This window comes from Actinosynnema sp. NPDC023658, assembly GCF_040639995.1.
Taxonomy (GTDB): Bacteria; Actinomycetota; Actinomycetes; order Mycobacteriales; family Pseudonocardiaceae; genus Actinosynnema.
Map to the genome: position 1 here is coordinate 1 of NZ_JBFAAX010000633.1, position 3,350 is coordinate 3,350.

The following is a 3,350-nucleotide window of genomic DNA, read 5'->3' on the forward strand; positions in this document are numbered from 1 at the left end:
CGTTGGCCAGGTAGCCGGTGGTCGTGCTGCCCTGCGGCCTGCGGGTGACGAAGTACAGCTCGGACCCCGCCGGGACGTCGTCGGTGATCTCGGCGGTGACGGTGGTCCAGTTCTGCCAGCCGCCGGTGCCGGCGAAGGTCGCCGTGCCCGCGAGCGGGCCGTCCGGCGCACCGACGCGCACCTCCACCCGGCCGCCCTCGGACCCCGAGGCCACGCGGAACCGCACCTGGTCGATGCCCTGGAGCGTGGCCGGGCGCAGCGAGAACCAGTCGCCGTCGGTGATGAAGCCGATGTTCTTGCCGCCGCCGGTGTCGGTGGTGTCCTCCTGCTCGACGCCGGCCGTGTCGTCACCGACGCCGTCCGCGGTGCGGCCGGTGGCGGTGTGGAACTCGGCCTCCTTGTGCTTGGGCTGCAGCACCAGGATCGACTCGCCGGTCAGCGGGGACGCGCCGTCGCCGCCCTTGTCGGTGTACTTCGCGCTGAGGACGCCGAAGATGTTCGCCCCCACGTGGCCCTCGTCGCCCGACATCAGCGCGAGGCCTTCACAGCCGTGGTACTGCTCGTAGCCGTGGGAGTGCTCGTCGTGGCCCAGGGCGGGCTGCACGACCACGTCCTGGCAGTCGACCGTGCCGTCCTCGGCGTCGGTCACGGTGACGTGGTAGGAGACCTGGTCACCGAAGTCGATGAAGCCGCCGTCGGCCGGCGCGGTCAGCGTGACCACGGGCGGGGTGTTGCCCACGACGATGGCCACGTTGGCGACCGCGGACCTGCCGCCCTGGTCGGTGACGGTGAGCCGGGCGGTGTAGTCGCCGTTCGCGGTGTAGGTGTGGCTCGGCGCGGTCTCGGTGCTGTCCGCGGTGCCGTCGCCGTCGAAGTCCCACGCGAACGTCAGCGGGTCGCCGTCGGGGTCTCGCGAGCCGGCCGAGTAGAACCGCACGGTCAGCGGGGCGTGGCCGGAGGTCTTGTCGGCCCTCGCGACCGCGACCGGGCTGCGGTCGCCGCGCACGTAGTCGATGCGGTAGACGCCGCTGTCGGCGTTGTTGCCGCCGAAGCCGGAGCCCCACTCGATCAGGTACAGCGAGCCGTCCGGGCCGAACTGCATGGCGTGCGGCCGGTTGAACGCCATCCCCGGCAGCATCCGGCTGATGTCGACGACGTTCGAGCCCTCGGCGTCGAGCTGGAGCGAGAACAGCCGGTTGTCGTTCCAGTCGCCCCAGATCGCCTTGCCGTCCCAGTAGGCGGGCCACTTCCGCTCGGAGACCAGGTCCGGGTCGAACCGGTAGGTGCCGCCGGCCAGCGGTGCGCCGCTGCCGCCGATCTCGGGGTTGCCCGTGCTGCTCTTGCCCTGCCAGATCTTCGTGCCGATCGCGGCGGGCAGCTCGGTGAGGCCGGTGTTGTTCGGCGAGTTGTTCACGGGGTGGGCGCAGTCGAACTGCGCACCGGACGTGCCGGTCGCGAAGTCGTAGTCGACGTACGGGGTGTTGTTCCCGACGCAGTAGGGCCAGCCGTAGAACCCGGGCCGGTCGACGACGTTCCACTCGACGCGGCCGTCCGGACCGCGCTGCGGGTTGGCCTGACCGGCGTCGGGGCCGTAGTCGGCCACCTGGAGCTTGTTGGTCTTCGGGTCCAGGCCGATGCGGAACGGGTTGCGGAAGCCCATCGCGTAGATCTCGGGCCGGGTCTTGGCCGTGCCGGGCGGGAACATGTTGCCCTGCGGCACGGTGTAGGTGCCGTCCGGCTGCGGCGTGATCCGCAGGACCTTGCCGTTGAGGTTGTTGCTGTTGGCCGCGGAGCGCTGGGAGTCCCAGGCGGAACGGCCGGCGGTCTCGTCGAGCGGCGCGTAGCCGTCGGAGTTGAACGGGTTGGTGTTGTCCCCGGTGGTGATGTAGAGGTTGCCGTCGTTGTCGAACTCCAGCGCGCCGCCGGCGTGGCAGCACTGCTCGCGCTGGGTCGTGACGGTCAGCAGCACCTTCTCGCTGCCGGGCACGATCGAGTCGCCCTGGAGCGTGAAGCGGGAGACCCGGTCCGCGCTCTCGCTGCCGGCCGGCGAGTAGTACAGGTAGATCTGGTTGTTGGTGGCGAAGTCCGGGTCGAGCGCGATGCCCAGGAGGCCGAACTCCTGTCCGGTGTAGACGTTCAGCGTGCCGGCCGTGACCACCGCGCCGTCGCGCCGCACGACGCGCACCGCGCCGTTGCGGTCGATGTAGAACACGCGGCCGTCCTCCGCGATGGCGAGCTCCATCGGGTTCGCGGTGGTGTCGTCGAGGGTGACCTTCTCGTAGGCGTCGGTCCGGGTGGCCGAGCAGTCGGCGTCCACGACGCCGGCGGCGGTCTGGATGCCCTTGAGCAGGTGGTCCAGGAACTCCGGTTCGGCGTAGGACTCGTCGGTGTGGCCCAGACCCGTGTACCAGGAGCGGCCGCCGTCGTAGTCCTGGCACCACGCGATCGGGTGGCCGGCCCCCATCGTGCCGCCGGTGTAGCTCGTCTCGTCCAGCTCGGCCAGCACGTGCACGCGGGCGGAGGGGTCGGAGCGGTAGTTGTACCACTCGTCGAAGCGCCGCCAGGTCTGCGGGAGCTGCGCGGTCGACGGGTGGGCGGGGTCGGTGACCTTCACCGTCGCGTTCTGCGGTTCGGGGTGGCCGGAGAAGTAGGCGCCCACCAGGTTGCCGTACCAGGCCCAGTCGTACTCGGCGTCGGCCGCGGCGTGCACGCCCGCGTACCCGCCGCCGGCCCTGATGTAGCGCTCGAAGGCCGCCTGCTGGGTCGCGTCGAGGACGTCACCGGTCGTGGAGAGGAAGACGACGACCTCGTACTGGGCGAGGTTGGTGTCGGTGAACGCGCCGGCGTCGGTGGTGGCGTCCACGGTGAAGCCGTGGTCGGCGGCGAGTCGGCCGATGGCGGCGACGCCCGCGTCGATCGACGGGTGGCGGAAGCCCGCGGTCTTGCTGAAGACGAGGGCCTTGAACGTCTCGTCACCGTGACCGGGGTGCGCCTGGGCCGACCCGGTCGACGCGACCAGCGACCCGAGCACCGCCATGACGACCGCGACGATCGACCACCTTCGCGGACCGCGCCTGGGCGTGTTCGCCATTGAGTGCCTCCCACCGGACGGTGCACCACGCCGCAGATCGCGTGATTAGTCTGTCGGGTAAACAAACTAATGAGGCATTTTCCGGAGGGTCAAGATTGCCGGGTGTCCACTACTCGCCAATCCTCGACCTGGTTGAGGACTCCGAATACTGCATTCGGTGGCTTTACTCCGGTGCTCCGCCACAGGATGGTACGCGCCCGCGCGCACCGGTCCGCGCGGGCTCGACGGGGCACCGGTCCACACCGGACCGCGACGTGGG

At 70.5% G+C, this 3,350-nt stretch carries 1 protein-coding gene; it reads right to left on the reverse strand.

Features of this window, described 5'->3' with window-relative positions:
• Positions 1-3,091 (reverse strand): ThuA domain-containing protein (locus AB0G02_RS32405; protein ID WP_360801786.1); only part of this gene is annotated, 3,091 nt, incomplete at its 3' end.
• Positions 3,092-3,350: the final 259 nt, after the last annotated feature.